The organism is Skermanella stibiiresistens SB22, assembly GCF_000576635.1.
Lineage (GTDB): Bacteria > Pseudomonadota > Alphaproteobacteria > Azospirillales > Azospirillaceae > Skermanella > Skermanella stibiiresistens.
Genome location: NZ_AVFL01000015.1, coordinates 20,855 through 42,114, shown reverse-complemented (window position 1 = coordinate 42,114; position 21,260 = coordinate 20,855). Strand labels below are relative to the sequence as shown.

The window sequence follows — 21,260 nt, the reverse complement described above, 5'->3', positions numbered from 1 at the left end:
ACGGAAACTCGATGGCCTGATCGGGACCGCCTCAGCGCCCCATCTGAGCCTTGGCCCAGTCCTTGTCGTCCTGGAGGGATGACAAGGTCCGATTCGGCTGGAGGTTGCGCGCGGTCAGCTTGCTCTTGCCCATCGACACCAAAACGATGCCGATGAGCGTGACGACGCCGCCGACGATCAGCGCGGCCAACCAGGGCTCCATCAAGGTCGCCAGATAGTAGGTCAGCGCCAGCAGGAGGAAGATCAGCCCGGCGAAGGCCACCATGCCGCCGGCCGCCAACGAGATGGCTCCGGTAGTGGCTTGGTTGACCTTCTCGGACATCTCGACCTTGGCCAGCTCGACCTCCTTCCGCACCAGGGTGGTGGTTTCCTGGGCGAGTTCGGTCAGCAGGCCAGTCAGCGGCCGGTCGCCACCAGTCCGCTGGGCATCGTCATATCCGCGGAGGTTGTCGTCCGGCCGCCCGATCATGGGGTGGTCCCCCGCGGCGGGGTGGTGCCCTTGGACAATGTGTCCGGTTTCACCGTGGAGGCGGTGGTGCCGGTCGAAGGGGTCGGCGTGGTGCCGAGGCCCGAACCCATCGAGCTTCCGCCCGGCGAGGTCCCGATGGACGTCGTAGTCGAACCCACCGGCGTCGTCGCCGCACCCGTGCCCGAAACGCCGGACGTTCCCGCCGGTCCACCGGGCGACACGCCACCGAGCGGAGGCGTGCCCATCGATGCGCCACTCATGCCAGCCGACGAGGAGCCGGTCGAGTAGTTCCGGGTTCCCGTCTCACGGCGGGCGAAATCAGCGGTGCCGCCCTGTGAGCCACCGGCCGAGCCGCTGGGGTAGCCACCGGTGGAACGCTCCGTCCGCGACCGGTCGCCGTAGGAGCCGCCGTAGGTGGCGCCGCTGCCGGAGCCGGACCGGTACCGGGCCTGCCGGCTACCGGAAGTCCGCAGGAAACGAGCGATGGCGAACCCGACGACAACGGCGCCACCCAGGAAGATCTCGGGCTGGCGGCGGGCGAACTGCTCGGCCTGACCGACCAAATCGTCCAGATCACGGTTGCGCAGGCTGTCGGCGAACTGCTCGATCCGCTGGGCGGCGGAGTCGGTGTAGCGGGCGACGACGTCCTCGTTGCGCTCGTTCAATTGGTCGGCGGCCTGATGCAGCGCCTCGGCGACGCTGCCGATGCTGTCGGCCACGCGGTTCTGCTGATGTTCGAAGGCCGAGCGGGCGCGGGTGCGAGCGGCGCCGGCCAAACGGCCACCCTCGGACTCGGCCTCGCGCTTGACCTTGTCGATGGTGTTGGCGGCTGTCTCGCGGGCTTGGTCCACCGTTGAATTCGTGCTGGAACCACCGGAGCCAGGACCGCCGGTGCGGGAGGCGCCCAACCCCGACCCGGTCGAACTGCCCGGGGAGCCGCCCAAGGAACCACCGCCCAAGGACCCACCGGGGGAGCCAGTCGTGTCGCGCGTAGCCATATTCGAGACCTCCTCATGACGCTGTTCTCAACCGCGTGCGTTCACGCGTTCAGATGTGGCAGCAACAGCGAGTGATGGAGTTGAGTTCCAAACAGGTTGAGATACTTTACTCCGACATCGTTCGCCGACGTCCTATCAAATGGGTTAGGTCCGCGCCGAATGCGTACGCCTTTGGCGATCCAGCCCTCTTGACCCATCCTGTCCCTATCGACAGTATAGCGGTCCCAGGTTGTCGAGGATCGTGCGGGGGACCCACTCCAGTGTACGGCCCAACGCACGGTGGAGACGGCTTGGTCAACCCGGTTCGTCGCGGGATGATCCGGGAAAGCGGTCGGATATCCCGATGGCAAAGCCCCTATCGCCCCGGGCTCTTCAGCCCAAGCGATGTGCGAAAGCGCTTTTGCCCATCCGACTGGGAGGCGGCGGGAGCGATGGGTATCGCCCCGCCGCCCGATCCGCTTAACGCTGCCGCCGTGCCTGTCGTTTTTTCCCCAGCGCAATGGTGGTAAAGGGGCCGAATTGGGAAAAATCTTAAGCTTCTGTTCACCAGTTTGCCCTTCATTAGTCATACGATGTATACAGCGCGGATGGTGAAGCCAACTCCGCACGTAAGGCTGTATAACTTTGGGCGATAAAATGCAGATCCGCACAACCTGTATATCGACAAACAAGTTTGTCGGGCCGGTGTGCTGCACGCCTTGCACTGGACAGGCGGGGAAGTCTCCGCGCGGGGGCATTCATTGCGTCATTTAACGGCTATTGCCATAATGTCGGCGATTATGCTGACGGCTTGCGTGGAGCGGGGTGCTACAGTGCCCCTTCAGTTGACACAGGCCGAAGCCAAACCCATCAATGCCGATATCGCCCAGATCCCCGTGCCGAAGACCAAGCCCAAACCTCCCGCCGTGTCTGGCGCCAATGTTCCCGTCGCCCGCAAGCCGGCACCCGACGCCTCGGTCGCCGGGGCGCGGGCCCATGACGACATGGCGGAAGCCGACCGGGGGGGCGGGGCGGATCCGGAAACCCATCAGGCCAACACCGGTTCCGTCGTTTTGGTTCCTCCCGCGGCACCTTTGCCCGAACCCCTGCCGGCTCCAGCTGAAAGCTTGCCCTCGGCCTTGCCGCCTCCGGCACCACCCTCCAGCGCCAATTCGGCCCCGTCGGAGCATCCGGGGCCGAAGGCTCTGGTCGGTTTGGACGAACAAGCCACCGTTCGGCTGCTCGGTGAGCCATCCTGGACCGAGGATGTGCCGCCCGCGAAATACTGGCAATACGCCACGCCCTCCTGCGTCTTGCGCGTCTTCTTCTTCATGGAGATGACAACGCAGAACTTCCGTGCCCTTTCCTATGAACTGACGAGCAGCGACGATGCCCCCAATGTCCATGAACGGTGCTTCGCACAACTCCTCGCCCAGGCTTCAGGCCGTCAGACGGCCCATGGCAATCGCATCAACTAACCCGGTGATCGGCATCATGCCATCCAAGGTCGCATTGGTCGACGACGACGACCTCTTTCGGGAATCGCTGGGCATGAACTTGGCCGACGAGGGATACGACGTCATCCCCTTCGACCGGGGCGCCCCGGCTCTCGACTATTTCCTCCGCGGTGGCAACGCCGATGTGGTCCTGCTGGACTGGCGGATGCCGAAGATGGACGGCATCGACGTGCTGCGCCAATTGCGCGCGAGCGGCATCGAGGTGCCGGTGATCTTCCTGACGGTGCTGTCGGACCAGATCTACGAGGAGGCGGCGCTGGCTGGCGGCGCCGTGGACTTCGTGGAAAAATCGCGGTCGCTGCCGATCCTGTTGAAGCGGATGCAACTGATCCTGGGCGGACGCAAGACCGGACCGGACGAAGGCGGCGACGCCACCGCGATCCCGGGCTCGCAGCAGCCGGGCACCGCTCCCGCTAATGCCGGCGGCGGCAACCCCAATCTGTTCAACCGGGGCGAATTGGAACTGAGGCTCGATGGCAGCCGGGCGTTCTGGCGCGGCACGCGGGTCGACCTGACACTGACCGAGTTCAACATCGTACGCCTGATGGCGACGCGCCCCGGCGAGGACATCTCGTACCGCGAGATCTACGACCTCGTTCATGGCAAGGGCTTCGTCGCGGGCTATGGTCCGGCCGGTTACCGCGCCAATGTCCGCGCCTTCATCAAGCGCATCCGCCAGAAGTTCCGGATGGTCGATGGAGAGTTCGACCTGATCGACAACTATCCGGGCTTCGGCTACCGCTGGAGCGATGATCCGGTTGGCGGCGACATGGATGGTGGTGACGACGATCTGCGGGGTCACGGCGGGGGTTTGAGCGGGGGCTTGAGTTGACGGCATCCCGTTCGCCACGCTTCCAGGTCGCGGGCCCCAAGATCGCGGGGAAGAGGGCCAGGTCCTGATGGAGCAACCGCGAGCCCGAACCGGCGGTCGCTGGCTCCTCCGCTCGCTGGCCAGCCGCTTGGTGCTGGTCTCCGTCGTCTTCATCGCCGTGCCCATCCTGATCTACCAGCAGTTCCGGGCGGCCGACGAGGACAAGCAGACGCTGCTGCTGCAAAGCGCCCAGCAGCAAGGGCAGCTGATCGCCCGCGCGTTGGAGCCGCTGCTCGCCAAGGCGGACGCCAGCCTGCTGCCGCGCCTGGGCGAGGAACTGTCCCGGTTCGCGGACGAGAACACCCGGCTGAAACTGCTGCTCAGGCCCAAGGCGGTGCCGGGCGCGCAGGGATTCTACTACGTCGGCGCGGCGCCCCAGGCGCCCAACGTCAACTTGGACATCGAGCGCCAGCGCCTGCTCGAGCAAGGCATCCTCGCCCGGCTGGCCGACACGTGCAGCGGCAACCAGCCGCTGGCGATCCGGCTCCAGACGGCGACCGGCGCGCTGGAGGTGCTGACCTCGATCACGCCGATCAACAGCCCGTTCGGCTGCTGGGCCGTGGTCACGTCGCACTCCACGCCCACATATCTCGGCTCGTCGATCGGCCAGCCCTATTGGCAGACGCCGGAGGTCCAGGCCGCGGCGCTGATTTACCTCGGCATGGCGGCCCTGGTGCTGCTGCTGTTCCTGGGGGTTTGGAGCAATCTGCGCCGGTTCGGATCGCTGGCGCGCCAGATCGGCAACCACGAGGGTGGACGGCCGTCCTTCGCCGAGCAGAACACCGTGCCGGAACTGCGGAGCGTCGCGGAGGATTTCGACCGTCTGGTCGACACGCTGCGCAGTTCGGCGGACAACCTGCGCCGCGCCGCCGAGGACAACGCCCACGCGTTCAAGACGCCGATCGCGGTGATCCGGCAGTCGCTGGAACCGCTTAAGCGGATCATCCCGGGCAACGATGGCCGCGGCCCGCGCGCCATCGTCATGATCGACCGCTCGCTGGACCGGCTCGACGGGCTGGTGTCCTTCGCCCGGCGCATGGAGGAGGCGGCGGCCGACCTGCTGGAACCGCCGCGCCGCAAGGTCGACATGTCGGAATTGCTGGAGGACATGCTGAGCGGCTACGCCGGCCTGCTCGCCGAGCGGCACCTGCATCTGAGGCTGCTGATCACTCCGCACGTGGTCGTCCGTGCCGGCGAGGACCTGCTGGAGACCGTGGTCGAGAACATCGTGGAGAACGCGATCAGCTTCTCGCCACCAGACGCCAGCATCCAGGTTCGCTTGGCGCGGTCGGGGGCCATGGCTGTGCTGACCGTCGAGGACGAGGGGCCGGGCGTCGATCCGGCGCATATCGAGCGGATCTTCGAACGGTATTTCTCGCAGCGCGAGTCGAACGACGCGGCGGAACACAGGACGATGGACGCGACGGGGACGGATGGCGGATCTTCGATCGTCCCGTTCGATCAGCCGGTCCAGCCGGCCGGCACCGGGGATTCGCTCCATTTCGGCATCGGTCTATGGATCGTGCGGCGGAACATCGAGGCGATCGGCGGCAAGGTCATCGCGCGGAACCGCGAGACAGGTGGCCTGTTGATACGGGTCGACCTGCCGATGGCCCACTGATTGGTGCCGTGCCCTCGGCATATCACAGCATTGACACATCAGTCCCAACGTCGCCCCGATATCGTGGGGATGGCGTACACCGGAAGAGTGAGCGATCATGTCCCTGCCAGAGAGCGATGTGGGTGCGGGCCAGAAGCCGACGGTGTACCAGTATTCATTCACGCGGGGCCCTGGTGGTGGCGCGGATGATCCGACGGTCCCGAACGCGGATTCCGCTCAGTTGTCCCATTCCCTGGATTTGCTGAGAAGCACCAGCCTTCACCTGTCGTTGTTCAAGATCCTGCTGACGGACGTGACGCGCGAGCAAGGTGCGGCGGTCATGACGCGCGCTTTTGGGGCGCGGGGAATGATCGGCTCGCTGACGATGGGCGGATTCGCGCTGCTGCTGATCGGGACGGACAACGATGTCCGGATCACCAACGCCCAGACGGTGCAGGCGATCTACGCGGCCTTGGCGGAATTTGGCTTGCGGTCCCGTCTGGAGGTCGCGGCGATCCATCGTTTGGCGCCCGAGATCGGCGATCCCGATGATATCCTGCTGCATTTGGCGAACGCCCCGACGGTCCCTCACCCCTTCGGTCGCGCCGCCTGACGGCCGACCCGATCAGGTGGCGCGCTTCCGGTTGTTGACGAGGGCGACGCCAGCCGCCGTGACCATCATCCCGACCAGCGCCAGGGCACCCAACCGCTCATCGAACATCAGCCACGCGATCACGGCGGTGACCGGTGGCGTCAGGTAGAACAGGCTGGCGACCTCCGCCGCGGCGCCGCGGCGGATCAGGATGAACAGCAGGAACACCGCTCCGACCGACAGGACGAACCCCAGCCACATCAGCGCGAACACGAACTCACCGGTCCAATCGACCTCCATGGTCTCGATGTTCCAAGCCAGGGCCAACAGGACCACGCTGGTGGCGGCGTATTGCAGGGCGGTGCCGCTCCGCAGGTCCATGCCGCCACAGAAGCGCTTCTGATACAGCGTTCCCGCCGTGATGCCGGCCAGGGCTCCCAGGCACAACGCGATGCCGATCAGGAAATCCGCGCGGACCGACAGGCTCTCCCACACGACCAGGAGCACGCCGCACAGACCCAGCGTCAAGCCGAGCCACTGACGCGTCGAGACGCTTTCCCCCAACACCTTGCCCGAGGCGGCCGCCGTCAGCAGTGGTTGGAGGCCTACGATCAGCGCGACCACGCCGGCTGGCAATCCATGGGCGATGCCGGTGAAGACGCCGCCGAGATAGATGCCGTGGACCAGCAATCCTGCGACCATGATGTGGGCCGCGTCGATCCACCGGCTCGGCCACGGCGCCGCCGTCACCAGGGCGACCACCGCCAGCACGGCGGCGACCATGCCCAGGCGGATCATCAGGAAGGTCAGGGGCTCCGCGTAGGGCAGTCCAAACTTGGCGCCGATGAAGCCGGTGCTCCACAGCAGGACGAAGACCACCGGCGTCAGCCTGACCCAGATCGGGCGGGTGGTGGGGGCGAGGGTGCTGTTCGACATCGCACGTTACCTGTCGCTTACCGGATCGGCCGGTGCCGGACGGCAGGGCTAGCTTCCCAGCGGAGCTTTGGCAACGGCGGGATTGTATCCATACATCGTTGGACTGGAGACGGCGGCTGAGCGACGCCGGGCGGCGTCAGGCGACGTTCCGGTTCTTGCGCACGACACGCCAGAGCGGCAGGCGGATCGTGACCGTGGTCCCCTCGTTGACCTCGCTGCGCAGCACCAACGTGCCGCCGTGCAGACGGACCAGCGAGCGGGTCAGCGGCAGACCCAGGCCCGTGCCCTGGGTCTCTGGGTTGGCCTTGCCCGGCACCTGTCCGAAGGGTTCCATGACGCGGGCGAGGTCCTTGCGGGCGATGCCGATGCCGGTGTCGCTGACGGTGATCGCGATCCTGCCGTCGGGCTCGCTCTCGACCTTCAATTCCACGGCGCCACCACGCGGCGTGAACTTGACCGCGTTGGACAGCAGGTTCAGCAGGATCTGGCGCAGGACCCTCTCGTCGCCCCTCAGCGGCGGCAGGTTGGGGGTGATTTGGGTGTTGAACTTCAGCTGCTTGTCGTGGATCGGCTTTTGGATGAAGCGGGCGGCCGACAGGGCCACGACCGCGATATCGACGTCCTGTTCATCCAGCTCGTATTTCCGGGCCTCGATCTTGGAGAGATCCAGCAGGTCGTTGATCAGGGTGAGCAGATGGGTGCCGCTGGAATGGATGTCGGTGATGTACTCGCGATAGCGGGCGTGGCCAAGCGGGCCGAAGACCTCCTGGTTGATCATCTCCGAGAAGCCGATGACCGCGTTCAGCGGCGTCCGCAGCTCGTGGCTCATGCTGGCCAGGAAGTGCGACTTGGCCTTGCTGGCCTCCTCCGCCGCCTCCTTGGCGATCCGCATGTCCTGGACCGCCTTCTCTCGCCGCCGCGTCTCCACCCGGACGCGTTCCAGCACGCGGTTGTACAGCGTCGCGATCTGGCCGGCCTCGGTCTCGGCATCGACCTGGACCGGCCGGGAGAAGTCGCCATCCCGCCGCTGCTGGTCCATCTCCATCAACAGGCGAAGCAGGGCGGTGTTGGCTCCGTGTTCCGCGACGTTGAGGCCGATGCGCTCATCCTCGGCCGAGACCCGCAGGGGCCAGAATCGGTTGATCAGCAGCAGCAAGGCCAATCCGCCGCCGAAGGAGAGGGCACCGACGGCCGCCACGCCGGTCACCTGCGTGACGAACTGTTCCCAGCGGCCATGGCCGTTCCCCCACATCTCGGGCCGGCCTATCAGCGCCACCGCCAGCGTTCCCCAGACGCCACAGAACAGGTGGACGGGCACGGCGCCGACCGCGTCGTCGATCCGCAATCTTTCCAGCATCCACATGCCGACGAACAGGACGACACCGGAGACCGCGCCGATCACCACGGCGCCGGTGGGGCCGACCACGTGGCAGGGGGCCGTGATGCCGACCAGTCCGGCCAGGACGCCGTTCATGATGATGCCGACCTTCGGCTTGCGGTGCAGAACCCAGGTGATCACCACGGCCGTCAGGCCGCCGGCGACCGGGGCCAGCACCGTGTTGATCAGGATCACCGGAACGGTGGCGTTGATCCGAAGCGTGCTGCCGCCGTTGAAGCCGAACCAGCCGACCCAGAGCAGGAACACGCCGAGCACCGCGAGAGGCAGGTTGTGCCCTTCGATCTCCTTGGGTTCCGGGTCGAAGCGCCCGGCGCGGGGGCCGATGACGAGCACCGCCGCCAGCGAGATCCAGCCGCCGACGCTGTGGACGACCGTCGATCCCGCGAAATCGATGAAACCGAGTTTCGCGAGCCAGCCCGACGGGTTGGCTTGCTCCAGCCCGGCCCAGCACCAGTGGCCGACGATCGGGTAGATCAGCGTGGACAGGATCGCGGCACAGATGAAATACCCGGCGAAGCGCATCCGCTCCGCCACGGCTCCCGAAACGATGGTTGTCGCCGTGCCGCAGAACATCATCTGGAAGAAAAAGAAGGTGGCCATCCAAGGGGTGGCGCCGCCTTCGAACAGGAACCCGCTGGTTCCCACCAGTCCAAACCAACTATCCCCGAACATCAACGCGAAACCAAGACACCAGAAGCTGAGAGCGGCGATCAGGAAGTCGACCAAGTTCTTGATGACGACGTTGATGCTGTTCTTGGCACGGACAAGGCCGCTCTCCAGACAGGCGAAGCCGGCCTGCATCAGGAAGACGAGGATGGCCGCGACGCTGAGCCATACCACATCGAGGTATTGCGTGGCCGGTTCGGTCGTCACGCCAGCCATCCGGGGCTTCGCCGATACATGCTGTCGAACTATCCTTGCCGATCGGGAGAAATCTTGGAACCAGAACGTGGTTGATGGCGGCATCCTATCCTAATCCCAAGTTACCGCGCCGCACAAATTTGCTATCGGGGGGAGGGATTAATTCAACCTCGAACCCGGAACGATTAAGCTGATGTTAAGAGGAACTTGATATGCGCTCGTCATGTCTCGCTTTCTTGTGCCCTTATTCGGCTTCCTGCTCGGTGTCTTCTCCACCGCGGGCGACACGACATGCGCCGCGGCGGCGACGGCCGACCTGACGGGAACCGGCAGCGCGATGGAGGGCGACACCGTCAGCGTCAAGGGAACCCTGGTGCATCTGCGCGGCATCGACGCTCCCGACCCCGGCCAGATGTGCCGCACCCTGCGCGGCGTCGAGTTCGATTGCTTCGCGGCGTCGCGTGATCAGCTGCAATCGATGCTCGACCTCGGACCGGTGACCTGTACGTCCAACGAACTGGACCGCTCGCGCCAGCGCGTCGGCGTGTGCAAGGTCTTGGGCAAGGATCTCGCGGCCGCCATGCTGGTGCGGGGCTGGGCCTTCGCCTTCTCGCACCTCAGCCATGACTATCTTGGGTTGGAGGCGCGGGCGCAGTCGCGCAGGGTCGGCCTGTGGGGGGTCAGGGCGGAGGCTCCCTGGTTATGGCGGACCCGCAAGTTGAACGAATGACGTGCCGCAGGAGCGATTGGGCCCGCCACCGGAACCGAAAGGGGCGGGTGGGCGAATAAGGCGAAATCGACCAAGGTCACCGAGACTCGACTTGATGAAGCGCGCCATCCCGGTGCCTAATGCGCGCGCGTCCCGGTGGCGCGTCGATCGCCGCGACGCCATGGGGGGCTCCCCTCGCGTTAAGCCGCCCCACGCCGACGAACGAGGGGAACGCTGGCCATCGTGGCAGGAGGGAAGGCGAAACCAATGCGTGTCTACGCACGGGAAATGAACGCGCGATTGCCCAGCCTGCGCCGCTACGCCCGGGCCCTGACGGGGTCCGTCGAGCGGGGTGACGACTTGGTGACACGCTGCGTCGAGATCGCCGTCATGGCTCCCACGCGGTTCGGCGTCGCGCTGCCGTCCAATGGATCCCTCTACGCCCTGCTGCACGCCCTGTTCGACGAGGATGGCGAAGGCCGGCCGGACCGTTCCCCGCATCCAATCGAGCGCGTGCTGGCGCGTCGTCCGGAAACCGACCGGCGCCTGTACCTTCTGGTCGCGCTGGAGGAATTGCCCGTCGCCCAGGCCGCCAAACTGACCGACCTGAGCGTGGCGGAGGCGATGGGTAGGTTGATCACGACCCGCGAGTTCCTGCGCGACGCCATGACGGCGCGTGTCATGGTGGTGGAGGATAACGCCATCGCGGCCGTCGATCTGGGCGAGGTGATCAGCGGCATGGGCCATGTCGTGTGTGGCACCGCGACCACCGAACCCGAGGCGCTGGCGCTGGCCAACACCGAGAGCCCGACGCTGGCCCTGCTGGATATCCGGCTGGCGCGGGGCGGCAGTGGGATCTCGGTGGCGCGGACTTTACGCGATAGGTTCGCGGTTCCGGTGATCTTCGTCACCGCCTATGCCGGCGACCTTCGTCTGTTGGATGAGGAGGGACTGGGCCCGGTGATCCGCAAGCCCTATTCCCCCAACGCCGTGCGGGACGCCATCACCCAAGCCGTCTTCGCGCCGCTGCCGGAGATGCTGCTTCACTAGGCGCGGTTTTGCCATGCCGAGGCCTGGAATCAAAACGGCGGCTCCGGGGGGTCCCGGAGCCGCCGTTTCGATCAATCCCGATACTGGCGTCAGACCGCGCGGGAACGGCCCGCGATCATCCGGTAGATCGCCAGGATGATGATGGCGCCGACCACCGCGCCGATGAACCCGGCACCCTCGCCAACCCTGTACCAACCGACGGCTTGGCCCAGCCAAGTCGCCACGAAGGCGCCGGCGATGCCGAGCAGGATGGTGATGATGAAGCCGCCAGGATCGCGGCCCGGCATCAGGAACTTCGCGACGATACCGGCCAGCAGGCCGATGATGATTGTGCCGATGATGCCCATGGTATTGATTCCTCTGGATGTACCCCTGTGATGCCTCAGTAACGCCTAAGCCGTCGTGGAGTTCAAAACAGCGTCAAGGCAATGGCGAGGTAGTAATGTCGGGGCTCATTTGGGCGCCTGCCGCCGGTTCCGGCGGCAGGCGTCGGAGCAATATCTGACGGTGTCCCAAACCTCCGCCCACTTCCGGCGCCACGCGAACGGGCGCCCGCAGGTGGCGCAGGTCTTGGTCGGCAAGTCGCCCTTGCGCCGCATCTTGCCGCTCACGGCATCGCTCCACCCGATGACGCCTGGCACGGCGCTCGAAGCGGCGGCAGGACTATCGGATGGCGCATCTCGTAGGCCCGCGCCGCGCGCAGCACGAGGTCGTCCTTGTGCATCGGTCCGACGATCTGAAGCCCGACCGGCAATCCCGCCGCGGTCAGTCCGCAAGGGATCGAGGCCGCTGGCTGCTGGGTCAGGTTGAAGGGGTAGCTGAACGGGGTCCACTCGATCCAGCCGGTCTCATCGGGCAGGCTGGGCTGGTTCAGCCCGGCCTGGAAGGCGGCCAGGGGCATGGTCGGGGTCAGCAGCAGGTCATGGCGCTGGTGGAAAAGGTTCATCTGGACGCCCAAGCGCCCTCGCGCCAGCACGGCCCGCTGATAATCGAGCAGACCGACGGCGGCCCCCGCGTCCTCGAAACCGCGCAGGTGGGGATCCATCATGGCCTTTTGCTCGGCGGTGAAGCCCGCCATCACCGTGGCGGCACCCACCGACCAGTGCGCGAAGAAGATCCGACCGACATCTTGCATCTCCAGCGAGACCTCCTCGACCGCGGCGCCCAGACGCTCGTAGTCCTCGGCCGCGCGGCGAACCAGGGCGGCGACCTCCGGATCGACCGGAGCGCCGTTGATCGTGGGAGCGTAGGCGATCCGCAGACCGTCCACACCCGCGTCCAGGTCCGGCAGATAGTCCTTGTCGGAATGGGGCAGGGCCGTCCAGTCCCGGGGATCGGGGCCGGCGAGTACCCGTAGCATCAGGGCGGCGTCGGAAACCGTGCGCGTCATCGGGCCGACATGCGCGACCGTTCCGAATGGGCTCGACGGATAAGCCGGAACCCGCCCGAAACTGGGCTTGAGCCCGAAGATGCCGGTGAACGAGGCGGGGATGCGGATCGAGCCGCCGCCGTCCGTCCCGACATGCAGCGCGCCCATGCCGGTGGCCGCCGCCACGGCGGCGCCACCGCTGGACCCGCCCGGTGTCATCGCCGGGTTCCAGGGATTGCGAGTGACGCCGGTCAGCGGGCTGTCGGTGACGCCCTTGTGGCCCAACTCGGGAGTGGTCGTCTTGCCGAGCAGGATGGCGCCCTGTTCCCGCAGGCGGGCGGTGGCGGGAGCGTCCTCGTCCCACGGCTGCTCCGGGCTGATCGCCTTGCTGCCCCGCAGGGTCGGCCATCCCTTGGTCAGGATCAGGTCCTTGATGGTGGCGGGCACGCCATCGACGAGGCCGAGCGGTTCGCCCTTCGACCAGCGAGCCTCGCTGGCGCGGGCGGCATCCAGCGCCGCCTCGCCATCGACAAGCGCGAAGGCGTTCAGCTCCGCGTCGATGGCGGCGACGCGGTCCAGACAGGCCCGCGTGACCTCGACGGGGGAAAGTTCGCGGCTTCGGTAGAGATCCAGGAGTTCAATGGCGGAGAGCAGGGCCGGATCGGTCGTCATGGTGCGGTTCGCCCCCATCGGCGTGGGTTCATGTCGGATCAAGATCTGACGGCGGCGCGCCACCGAGTCCAGTTTGAAATCGAGACCAGATCGAAATTGGGGCAACCGCCCCGATCGCCGGTGACGACATCAGCGTCGGGTTGTCCGGCCGCCGATGCTATGCTCCGTCACGCGCCCCGTGTCGGGGAAAGGGGAGACTTGATGACGACCGAACCACTGATCACCGAAATCCCAACCGGCCAGCCGCGCCTGGAGCGTATCCTCGACTTCCTGCTGCTGATCGACCGCTTCAAGACGATCGAGCGGAAGGGATACATCGCCGATGGCTCACGCCGGGAGACCGACGCGGAACACACGTGGCACATGGGCCTGTTCGCCCTGCTGCTCCACAAGGAACTTGGGTTCGAGGTCGATCTCGGCCATACGCTGACGCTGATCCTGGTCCATGATCTGGTCGAGATCCACGCGGGCGACACCTACGCCTATGACGACGCCGGCCTGATCGGACAGGCCGAGCGCGAGATCGCGGCTGCCGAGCGGCTGTTCGCCGATCTGCCCGCCGACCTGGGCGCCAATCTCCATGCCTGGTGGCGCGAGTTCGAGGCTGGCGAGACCACGGAGGCGCGCTTCGCCAAGGCCATCGACCGGATGCAGGGGTTCGCCCAGAACTACAATTCGAAAGGTCTGGCGTGGCGGGAAAACGGCATCGCGCGGGAGCGTACCCGTCAGCGGACCGATTTCCCCATCGCCGTGGATCCCGCGCTGAAAAGCGTCATCGAGACGCTCTACCGCCGTGCCGACGAGGAGCGACTTTGGCCGGAGTGAGCCGCGATCCGCAGCGGCACTCCTTTGGTTATCGGACCGCTCAATAATACGCGACGCGCTGGCGGCGGACCTCCGCGTTCTCCCAGGACCACTCCACCAACGCCGAGACGAATCGTTCCAGGACGGGCCGGACCAGCGCCGCGCGATCGGCCCGGTACCGGAATGGCGCCGTCTCCTCCATATATGTCGCTTGGCTGACCTCGAGCTGGATCACGTGGATGTTGTCCTCCGGCCTGCCATAGTGGCGCGTGTTGTAGCCACCCTTCGACTCCCGGTCGAACTTGGAACTGTAGGCGTCCGTGCAGGCCAGAACGTTGGCCAGCCGCCGCGAAAGGTGCGGGCTGGCGCTGGTGCCGTCGGCCGTCACGAGGTTGAAGTCGCACAACCCACTCTCGATGAAACGCGGCGCCGTCGAGTTGATCGAGTGGGCGTCGAACAGCACGGCGATGCCGAACCGCTCCTTCAAGGATGCCAGTTCCTCCCGTAGCTGCCGGTGGTAGGGCTGCCAATAGGCGCCGATCCGGCGCCGGACCTCGACGCCATCGGGATGACAGCCTTCGTTGTAGATTTCGGCTTCGTCGAAACTGGTGGTCGGACAAAGCTCGGTGTTGTCTCGGCCTCGGTAGAGCCCGTGCCCGGCGGGATCGCGGTTCAAGTCGATCACGTAACGGGACTGGGTGGCGGCCAGGAAACCAACGCCAAACGCTGGCGCGAAGTTATAGAGGCGGTCCAGATGCCAATCCGTGTCCGGCACCTGATGCGCCGTGTCGGTCATGCCCGCGGCGATATCCAACGGGAGATCGGTGCCCACATGGGGAAGGCTGATCAGGACCGGGGTCTCGCCCGGTTGAAATCGGTAAGTCTCCATCGCTTCCTCACGTCCCAACGTCCCTTTGGGCTAAGGGCGGGGTGGCCAAGAGAAGGTACGGCCGCCCTGGAGCGGCCACGATCCGAGTATGACCAAAGCACTATCAATGAAGATCGTTTGAGGGTCAAACGATATGTCGGATTTATTACGCGGTTGCGAGAGGCGTCCCCGGTGTCACGCTTCCAGGTCGGGCTCGCTCTCGGCGACGTGGTCGACCATGTCCGACAGGACGCGCCGGATATGCTCGTCGGATATCAGGTAGAACACGCGATTGCCCCGTCGTTCCGCCTGGATCAGCCGGCCGGCGCGCAGCAGGCGAAGGTGATGGCTCACCAGCGACGCCGACAGGCCAAGCTGATTGGCCATGTCGCCGACCGACACCGGCGTCTCCAGGCAGGAGAGGATGATTCGCAGCCGGCTCGGATCGCTCATCAGCCTGAACATGTCGGCCAATTCGGTGGTCTGATCCTCCGACAGCCGCAGATGGGCGGGCAGGGCTCTGGCGGAGGTCGGCTTCAGCATGGATTGGGTCCGATTCGGCGGTTCAGGTGATAAAGATCAGGTCTGGCAATCTTGGTATCAAGGCCGCCTTGGTATCAAGGCCACGGCGGCCGCATCGGGGCCGGGCATCCTCAGTCCACCAGCAAGCTCCATGACCTTTCCGAAAGCGGAATGGAGCCGGCCACGGCGGCGACGGTCTCGCCGGCCGCGGCCATCTTCATCTGCGAGCGCGACCACAGCACGCCTGTCGTCCGGCTGACCAAGGGCACGCGGGCGGTCAGCGGATCCTCCGCCGTCGGATCGACGATCTCCGCGACCACCTCACCTGCCTGGACCGAGTCGCCGATCGCGCGCTTGAAAGCGATGATTCCCGGGACCGGTGCCACCATGCGGTCGACCGCCGACAGCGGAGTGGCCTCGCAACGCGCCGGCGGGATCGGGCCGGCGGTACCGGCGATCACGCCCCGCCGCTGGAGGAAACGGAAGATGTTGTCGGCGTCGGAGGCCGCGGTCTCGTCGTCGACATCGGCTTTGCCGCGCAATTCGATCGTCGCGGAGAGGCAGGACGCCGGGATTGGAAACCGGTCGCCGAACCGGAGGCGCAACTTCCACCACGGCATGGAGCAGGCCTCGTCGAATGGATCGCCGCCACTGTCGCCGGCCAGCATGACGGCTCGGCATCCCAGTTGCGCCGCCAAGTCGGAGCCATCCGGCCACAGGTCGTCGGACACGTACATGTGCATCAGCGATTCCAGGTCGCAATGCAGGTCCAAGACCATATCGGCGTCGATCGCCATTCCCAGCAGGGTGCGGCGCAATTCCTGGACATCGTTCGCCGATCGGCGTTCGCCCAGGGCCTCCAGCAGCGCTTGCCGGATGATCGCGACATTCCCGGCCGCGTCGGCTCCCAGCTTGTCCTCGATCGCGGGTGCCACGGCCTCGATCAGGTCGGCGAACCCGCGGTTGAAGTTCTGCCCCTGCTCCAGCGAGGAGCGGCCATGAAGCCGTCCCGCCATGTATTGGTCCAGCCCGATTGGGTTCGCCACCGGAACGATGATGATCTCACCCCTCACGGCACCGTCGCTGTCGGCTTGATCCAGCCTCGCGATCAGGTGGTGGGCGGTCAGCATTCCCGGGATCTCATCCGCGTGCAGACCCGCCTGGACATAGGCCTTGGGACGGGCACCCTGCGCGCCATAGCGGTGGGTCGTCACGACCCGGGTGGTGCCAAGGTGCTGTGACGGCAGCGGTATCGTGACGGTGGATTTGGCCATGTGACCTTCTGTGCCGGGTTCGTTGTCAGCCAACTAAGCGACGCGAACGGCCGCGGCACAAGATGAAAAAAGGGGCGATGTCCGGTCAGTGGGGGAATTCCACCGTTTCGGCGCGCCGCGCGTCGATGAATTCCGCCAGCAGGGTCCGGGACGTCTCCAACAGGCGATCGATGTCTCCGAGCGCGGCCGCGACCTCCCGACCCCCGCCGCCCTCCGCGTCCCGCCTCAGATCGTCCGCGACGGCGGCGAGCCGCGCCAGCCCCAGGTTCGACGCGGCTCCCTTGAGCTGATGGGCCAGACGCTCGACGGCGATCATGTCGCCATGGATCGACGCGGCGCGCAGGGCGTCGAGTGTCCGCGCGTGGCTTTCGAAGAACTGGAGCGTGAGCGCGCGGTAGTCCTCGATGCCGATGACGGAGATCAACTCGCCGATTGCCTCGGGATCAAGCGGGCCGGCATCGAACAAGTCGGGAGCGGGGTTCCGCGAGGGGGATGGATCCTTGGGCGTGGGCTGCGACGCGTGGGACGTGGCGAAGCCGATGGCTCCCCATTTCTCGATCATGTCGACCAGGATCTTCTGGTGAACCGGCTTGGCGATGTAGTCGTCCATTCCCGCGGCGAGGCACCTCTCGCAATCCGACGGCAAGGCGTTGGCGGTCATCGCGATGATCGGGATCCGGCGCTTTCCGCACGGCAAGGCGCGAATCGCGGCCGTCGCCTCGAACCCGTCCATCTCCGGCATCTGGACATCCATCAGGATCAGGTCATAGGCTTGGCCGCCCAGCATCTCCACCGCCTCCACGCCATTGCTGGCGATATCGACCTCATGCCCCATCTTGCGCAGGCGCCGGGCCGCCACCTGCTGATTGATCAGGTTGTCCTCCGCCAGGAGTATGCGGAGGCCCTTGCCCGGCGCGTTCGCGGCGGCTACGGCGGCGAATCCCGCGACCTGTGTCGGCTGGGTGGGATCGGGGCTGGTGGGGCCCGCCGCCTGGGATAATTGCTCCAGCAAATTGTGGCACCGCATCGGCTTCATGATGGTGGCGGCCACACCCGCCGACTGCGCCCGCCGGCGCAACTCCTCCGACCCGTCACTCGACGCCAGGATGATGATCACCCCTTGGATCCTGGCATCGGCCCTGATCGCCGTGATCAGCTCGACGCCCGTCATGCCTGGCATCATCTGGTCGATGATGGCGGCGTCGTATGGCCGGCCCGATCCGCTGGCCTTGATCAGTCCCGCCAGGGCCTCCGGGCCGGAGGCGGCGGTGTCAGCGACCATTCCCCATGATTCGAGCTGGCGCTGTAGCAGGTCGCGGTTAATCGGAAGGTCGTCGACGATCAGGACCCGCTTTCCAGCGACCGTTGGCGTCGCGCGCGTCATGGCCCGGCCGGTCCCCGGGCCAGCGGTGTCGGCCACCACCTTCAGCGGAATATCGACGGTGAACACGCTGCCCTGGGCGGGCTCGCTGCGGACGCGGATCGTTCCCCCGAGCAGATCGACCAAGCGTTTGGAGATGGCCAGCCCCAGGCCCGTGCCGCCGAACTTGCGCGTAGCGGAGCCATCGACCTGCGTGAACATCGTGAAGAGGCGCGGTAGCGCATCCGCCGGAATTCCGATGCCGGTGTCGGTCACCTCGAACCTGACCGTGACGTGTCCATTGGGCTGGCCGGCCACGCTGGCGACCAGCGACACCCAGCCGTTCTCGGTGAACTTGACCGCGTTGCCGGCGAGGTTGAGCAGGATCTGGCGGAGACGGCCCGGATCGCTCCGGAAGACGCCCTGGAGTTCCGCCGGGACGAGGTAGGCCAGTTCGATCTTCTTGGCGCTGGCGCGGGGCGCCAGGATCTCCAGGACGCTTTCGACCAATTGCGGCAACTCGAAATCGATCTCGTCCAAGGTCAGCCGGTTGGCCTCCATCTTCGAGAAATCGAGGATGTCGTCGATGATCGTCAACAGGGCCTCTCCCGATTCCTGGATGATCTCGGCATAGCGGCGCTGGTCCTCGTCGAGCCTGGTTTCGAGCAGCAACCCGGTCATGCCGATCACGCCGTTCATCGGCGTGCGGATCTCGTGGCTCATCGTCGCGAGGAATTCGGACTTGGCGCGGTTGGCGATCTCCGCCTCCTCCTTCGCCTTTTGGAGGTCGGCCTCGCCGCGTTTCCGCTCCGTGATGTCGCGGAGTTCGGTGACGCAGGCGGCGACGCCGCGGAATGGGATCGGGCGCGACCGCAGTTCGACCGGATAGCAGGAGCCATCGCGGCGTAGGCCCGAGGCGTCGCAGGGCTCGGCCGATCCCGTCAGGACCGGCACCGAAACCCGTGTCCTGTCCGACGGGTCGATCAGGTTGAGGACGCTGCGGCCGATCAGGTCGTCGTAAGCGAAGCCGGTCGTGGCGCAGAGCGCTTGGTTGGCTTCCAGGATGACACCGCGCTCATGGATCGCGATGCCGGTGAACGACGCCTCGTGCAGGCTTCGGAACCGTTGTTCGCTCTCCCTCAAGGCGGCTTCCGAAAGACGGCGCGCCTCATGGCCGTCCATGAAGGCGTTGAACCAGCGGGTCAGATCGGCGACCTCGCCGCTGCCGAGCACCGGCAGCCGCTCGCCCTGGCCCAGGGGGGTGTTGGGGAGGGTGTCCGTCCCGCCGGAACCCGCCCGCGCGTCCCGATCCTGGAGGGCCTGGAAACGGGAGGTGATGCGGCGGATCGGTCCGACGACGCTGCGCGAGTAGGACATGGCGGCGAGCAGCGCCACCGCCAGGCAAACCGCCATGACACCCGCCGTCACCCGGCCGATGGTGCCGACATGGCGGTTCAGCGAATCCAGTTCGACCAGTTCCGCGATCAGCCAGCCGCTCCGGCCCGAACGCAGGTATGTGACAACGACCGTACGGCCATCGACCGGATGCGTGAAATCTCCGGAATCGCCGACGAAGCCGCCCGCGAAGGCGCTATCGAGGCGGGCGCCGATCAAGGACCGGTCGGGATGGTAGATGATACGCTGGGCGGCGTCCGTCACCAGCATGTGCGACGACTGCTCGGTCTCGGTGTCCTGGAAATGCTGGTACAGCAGGTCGACGCTATAGTTGACCACGAGGAGCGCCACCGGCGTTTCGCGGAGCGTGGCCCGGTCGAACCTCCGCATGACCTTGGCGGCGGTGATGACCTTGCGGTGGCTCGAACTGGCGTTGATGTTGTCCTCGATCCCGGCCCAATGGACGATGTTCGGACTGGCCAGCGCTTCCTGGTAGATCCGCTCGCGGACATCGTCGCGGCTGTGGATGACATCGAGGGTGTCACCGACGTGGTAATGGGTCCCATCGGTGGTGAAGATGTCGATCGACACCAGCCCCTTGATGTTCAGGTAGCTGTTGAGGATGTAGCCGATGCGCGCCTGGGTGGCGAGGCTTGTGAAGCTGTCCCGCGGTTCGCCATCGCTGTTGACCGCCTCGGCGATGGCGTCGACGCCGGAGATGTTGGCGATCAGGCTCTCCACCTGGTCCATCTGGACATGCAGATGATCCGCTTGGCTCCGCACTTGCTCCGCCGCGTGCCGCTTCGCCTCGGCGGCCAGGATGGAGCGCGACACCTCGATCGAGGTCAGGCCGACGGCCAGGATCGGCAGGAAACTGAGGAACATCAGATAGGCGATGAACCGGCCAGTAATGTTCAGCCTCGGGCGGGGCGGCCACATCGCGCGATCACGGCTTGGCTGGCTGGGCGGTGATCACGCGCACATCGACCATCGTCTCCAGGGGGACCTCCTGGTGGGACAGCATCCTGACGGCGGTGACGACGCCCAGATAGCCTTGACGTCCGGCCTGCTGGTCGATCGTGGCGACCAGCAGGCCGTTCTTGACCGCTTCGACCCCCTCGTTGAGCGCGTCGAAGCCGGCGATGCGCACTTTGGTGCCACCAGCCTCCTGGATGTATTTGGCGGCGCCAAGCGCCATCATGTCGTTGGCGCAGAACAGCAGCGAGATGTCGGGATGGCGGGCGAACATGGCTTTGGCGACGTCGTACGCCTCGTCGATCTTCCAGTCCGCCGTCTCCTGGGCGACCACCGTGACAAGCGGGTTGCCGGCGAAGGCCCGCAGGGCCCCGGCCTTTCGCGCCTCGGCGTTGGCGGCGGTTCGGATGCCCTCGATGATCGCCGCCTTGACCGGCTCCGTGACGCCGTCGACCAGCGTCCGTCCCGCCAGGAAGGCGCCGTTCTCGTTATCGACGCTGATGAAGGGAACGGGAGCCAGACCGGCCGCCCGGGCCACGTCGGCATCCAGCCTGTTGTCGATGTTGACCACCGCCAGTCCGGCGTCCCGCGCGCGCTTCAGCGCGGGAATCAATTTGACGCTGTCGCCCGGGGCGATGACGATGGCGTCGACCCGCTGCCGCACCAGATCCTCCACGATGGCGATCTGCTGCTCTATGGAGGTTTCCTGCGCCGCCGTCTTGACCAGCAGTTCGACGCCGAGTTCCGCCTCGGCGGAGCGCGCGCCGCGTTCCATCTCGATGAAGAAGGGATTGGTCAGCGTCTTCATGACCAGGGCGACGCGCCGCCGTTCCGGAGTTGGGGGCGTAGGCGCCGCGGGCTGGTCTGTCCGTTCGGCGATAGTGCCTTTCCCGGCCGGCTTCGGATCGTCGCAGGCGGAGAGCGAAAGGACCGCCAGCAGCGCCACGAGCATCGCGCCCAGTGGGCCGCGCCAATCCCCAGGGACGCGCGGCCGAAGGGGGCTGGTCGCTCTGGATAACTGGGTGATGGTCATCGCCGTC

Annotated in this window: 19 protein-coding genes; 7 read left to right on the top strand and 12 right to left on the bottom strand. The window is 66.2% G+C overall.

Annotated elements, in window-relative coordinates:
* Positions 1-31: 31 nt before the first annotated feature.
* Both N825_RS19675 and N825_RS36695 read right to left on the bottom strand, forming a co-directional pair.
* Positions 32-469, bottom strand: coding sequence for a phage holin family protein (locus tag N825_RS19675; protein WP_037455853.1), 438 nt, complete (start codon positions 467-469; stop codon positions 32-34).
* Positions 466-1,467, bottom strand: coding sequence for an ATP synthase subunit B family protein (locus N825_RS36695; RefSeq protein WP_157619413.1), 1,002 nt, complete (start codon positions 1,465-1,467; stop codon positions 466-468). Before N825_RS36695 ends, N825_RS19675 begins: the two co-directional genes overlap by 4 nt.
* A 767-nt stretch (positions 1,468-2,234) precedes the next feature.
* On the opposite strand from N825_RS36695, the gene N825_RS36690 reads away from it, so the two are divergent.
* The 4 genes from N825_RS36690 to N825_RS19650 all read left to right on the top strand — a co-directional run bounded on the left by N825_RS36690 (position 2,235) and on the right by N825_RS19650 (position 6,047).
* Complete coding sequence (locus tag N825_RS36690; RefSeq protein ID WP_157619411.1) at positions 2,235-2,924, top strand: hypothetical protein; 690 nt, start codon at positions 2,235-2,237, stop codon at positions 2,922-2,924.
* Between the two features lie 16 nt (positions 2,925-2,940).
* The gene (locus N825_RS19660; protein ID WP_051512662.1) at positions 2,941-3,795 is read left to right on the top strand and encodes a response regulator transcription factor; all 855 of its coding nucleotides are present in this window, start codon (positions 2,941-2,943) and stop codon (positions 3,793-3,795) included.
* Between the two features lie 67 nt (positions 3,796-3,862).
* Positions 3,863-5,455: a sensor histidine kinase gene (locus N825_RS19655; RefSeq protein WP_037455850.1), complete on the top strand. Its 1,593-nt coding sequence runs from the start codon at positions 3,863-3,865 to the stop codon at positions 5,453-5,455.
* 220 nt (positions 5,456-5,675) lie between these two features.
* Entirely contained in the window at positions 5,676-6,047 is a 372-nt protein-coding gene (locus N825_RS19650) for a hypothetical protein (RefSeq protein WP_157619409.1), read from the top strand.
* A gap of 12 nt (positions 6,048-6,059) precedes the next feature.
* Here N825_RS19650 and N825_RS19645 read toward each other — a convergent pair whose 3' ends face one another.
* Together N825_RS19645 and amt are read right to left on the bottom strand one after the other, a co-directional pair.
* A complete protein-coding gene (locus N825_RS19645) occupies positions 6,060-6,962 on the bottom strand; it encodes a DMT family transporter (protein ID WP_051512633.1) in 903 nt (300 codons plus the stop codon).
* A 136-nt stretch (positions 6,963-7,098) separates the two neighbouring features.
* Entirely contained in the window at positions 7,099-9,234 is a 2,136-nt protein-coding gene (amt, locus tag N825_RS36685) for an ammonium transporter (protein ID WP_198038610.1), read from the bottom strand.
* Positions 9,235-9,445: 211 nt separating this feature from the next.
* Between amt and N825_RS19635 the strand changes: the two genes are divergently transcribed.
* A complete protein-coding gene (locus tag N825_RS19635) occupies positions 9,446-9,952 on the top strand; it encodes a thermonuclease family protein (protein WP_037455845.1) in 507 nt (168 codons plus the stop codon).
* A 246-nt stretch (positions 9,953-10,198) separates the two neighbouring features.
* Positions 10,199-10,981 carry a response regulator gene (locus N825_RS19630; RefSeq protein ID WP_037455843.1) on the top strand — a complete coding sequence of 261 codons (783 nt, stop codon included), beginning with the start codon at positions 10,199-10,201 and terminating at the stop codon, positions 10,979-10,981.
* An 89-nt stretch (positions 10,982-11,070) separates the two neighbouring features.
* Here the strand turns inward: N825_RS19630 and N825_RS19625 are convergent, their stop codons facing one another.
* From N825_RS19625 to N825_RS19620, 3 genes are all read right to left on the bottom strand, one after another.
* On the bottom strand, positions 11,071-11,328 hold the full coding sequence (locus N825_RS19625; RefSeq protein WP_037455841.1) for a GlsB/YeaQ/YmgE family stress response membrane protein: 258 nt from the start codon (positions 11,326-11,328) through the stop codon (positions 11,071-11,073).
* 105 nt (positions 11,329-11,433) lie between these two features.
* Positions 11,434-11,592: a DUF2256 domain-containing protein gene (locus N825_RS37980; protein ID WP_425423740.1), complete on the bottom strand. Its 159-nt coding sequence runs from the start codon at positions 11,590-11,592 to the stop codon at positions 11,434-11,436.
* Entirely contained in the window at positions 11,589-13,022 is a 1,434-nt protein-coding gene (locus tag N825_RS19620) for an amidase (RefSeq protein WP_051512660.1), read from the bottom strand. Before N825_RS19620 ends, N825_RS37980 begins: the two co-directional genes overlap by 4 nt.
* A 201-nt stretch (positions 13,023-13,223) precedes the next feature.
* On the opposite strand from N825_RS19620, the gene N825_RS19615 reads away from it, so the two are divergent.
* Entirely contained in the window at positions 13,224-13,847 is a 624-nt protein-coding gene (locus tag N825_RS19615) for an HD domain-containing protein (RefSeq protein WP_063833884.1), read from the top strand.
* Between the two features lie 40 nt (positions 13,848-13,887).
* On the opposite strand, the gene hutG is transcribed toward N825_RS19615, so the two are convergent.
* The 5 genes from hutG to N825_RS19590 form a co-directional block, all read right to left on the bottom strand.
* Positions 13,888-14,715, bottom strand: a complete 828-nt coding sequence (gene hutG, locus N825_RS19610; RefSeq protein ID WP_037455839.1) for an N-formylglutamate deformylase — start codon at positions 14,713-14,715, stop codon at positions 13,888-13,890.
* Between the two features lie 174 nt (positions 14,716-14,889).
* The gene (locus N825_RS19605) at positions 14,890-15,237 is read right to left on the bottom strand and encodes an ArsR/SmtB family transcription factor (RefSeq protein WP_051512630.1); all 348 of its coding nucleotides are present in this window, start codon (positions 15,235-15,237) and stop codon (positions 14,890-14,892) included.
* A gap of 110 nt (positions 15,238-15,347) precedes the next feature.
* Entirely contained in the window at positions 15,348-16,490 is a 1,143-nt protein-coding gene (locus N825_RS19600) for a succinylglutamate desuccinylase/aspartoacylase family protein (RefSeq protein ID WP_037455838.1), read from the bottom strand.
* 85 nt (positions 16,491-16,575) lie between these two features.
* Complete coding sequence (locus N825_RS36680) at positions 16,576-20,184, bottom strand: response regulator (protein ID WP_051512629.1); 3,609 nt, start codon at positions 20,182-20,184, stop codon at positions 16,576-16,578.
* A gap of 7 nt (positions 20,185-20,191) precedes the next feature.
* Positions 20,192-21,253, bottom strand: coding sequence for a sugar ABC transporter substrate-binding protein (locus N825_RS19590; RefSeq protein ID WP_198038601.1), 1,062 nt, complete (start codon positions 21,251-21,253; stop codon positions 20,192-20,194).
* Positions 21,254-21,260: the final 7 nt, after the last annotated feature.